2 protein-coding genes are annotated in these 1550 nt (G+C 26.3%); both read right to left on the bottom strand.

Going from position 1 to position 1550, the window contains the following annotated elements:
• Positions 1–222: 222 nt before the first annotated feature.
• A complete protein-coding gene (locus HG1285_RS01995; protein ID WP_008289245.1) occupies positions 223–747 on the bottom strand; it encodes a hypothetical protein in 525 nt (174 codons plus the stop codon).
• A partial coding sequence (locus HG1285_RS02000; protein ID WP_008289244.1) for a hypothetical protein occupies positions 737–1550 on the bottom strand: 814 nt, incomplete at its 5' end. The genes HG1285_RS02000 and HG1285_RS01995, both read right to left, overlap by 11 nt.

Raw genomic sequence — 1550 nt, 5'->3', positions numbered from 1 at the left:
TTAGAAAAATGGTATATTGATTTTGTAAATTCTCTTCTCCTAATTTTATACCTTGATATAGCTCTGTCTAATGTTTTTCTTAGGTTTTCCCAATCTATAAGAATAGCTATTTTTTTGATATTTTGAGGAAGGGCTTCGGATTGCTGGGTCATAAGGTCGCCCTTCCCCTTCGGATTGAAGTTATGAGTTCGGATTGCATGTTAACTCATCATATATTGTAGTTTAAAATTCTTCTTCTAATAAAACATGTGTTCTTTTTAGTATTTGCAATAATGTTAAAAAAAATAGGGCTATTTCTATATAAAATAAAGTGGAAGAAGCTATAAGGATAAATTTATTCCTAAGAAAAAGTTCCGCTAAAAGTAATGTAAAAATTAAGGAAAAACCTAATAATATTGTAAATGACACATTCGCGTATAATTGTTTTAATAGTTCTAATTTTTCCGCTTGTTTCTTATCGTTTGGATTTAGCTTTTCTTTTTCCTTGTTTAATATATCGTAGATAATAAAAAGCAAGCTAAATAGCAATCCTGTAAATACAGATAAAGATGTTAAAGAAAAATCAATCATATTTTCTGTTAAATATATTTTCAAGATGGCTACCAAAATAAAAGCAGTAAAAATGGGTAAAACTAAAAATAAAATCATTAAAGTAATAAAATGCACAGATTTACGTAAAGACTCTATATGCCCTTTTATTATCCCTACAGGATTTATTATTGAAAACATAACATCCTCATTGTTCATAAATAGCTTCCTGTATTGTCTCTAATAAAGATAATGCTTCTTCATGTATTTTGTCAAATTTTGGAAATCCATTCTCTGATAATGTGATGTCATCTAATATAAAATCACTCTTAATGTTTACTATATCAGTTATAGATACAGTTCTTCTTTTATTATTCGGTAGTTTAAATTCAATTTTTACTTTGTTTATTTCTTTTTCATTAATATTAGGAACGATTTCAATAAAACTAACTTTTTCTCCTTTTATTAATTTATCTTTTATATCTTTGAAATATTCTGGTAAAAATGACCTGTTTCTTCTTGCTACAAAACTTATCTCTTCATATGCTTCATTTCCTCTAATTTTATATTTATCAGCTATATCCATAGGAATTTTGTTTTTTATTACTCTTATTTTTGCTATTTCATGGGAAAAAACTTCTTCTAAAACATCTTTTAAAACTATTGGATGTATATATAATGTAAATCCATATACTTTATTCTTTAAACCATTTTTCAGTATATCTTCAAAATAGCTTTTTATACCATATTGGCTTATCTTTTCTAAAAGTAGTATGCCTTTATCACTATTTACAGGGATATAAATAAGAAAATAATAAGGGCTTAAAGGAATTTCATCTTTTTCCTTGGTCTTTGTTTTTTCTCCTGTTTCTTTATTTATGATTTCTTGGGCTTCTCCAAATTCTCCTCCTTCTAATAATCCGTAAATAATCCTTTGTCCTTCTAAGTAAAAAACTTCTTTAACTAATAATCCCTTTTTATGTTCATCAAAAATTCTCACATTGCCTTCTTGTAAATTTGTC

It is taken from the genome of Hydrogenivirga sp. 128-5-R1-1, from assembly GCF_000171895.1.
The sequence above is the reverse complement of the archived record's forward strand: the minus strand, read 5'-3'. Positions and strand labels throughout refer to the sequence as shown.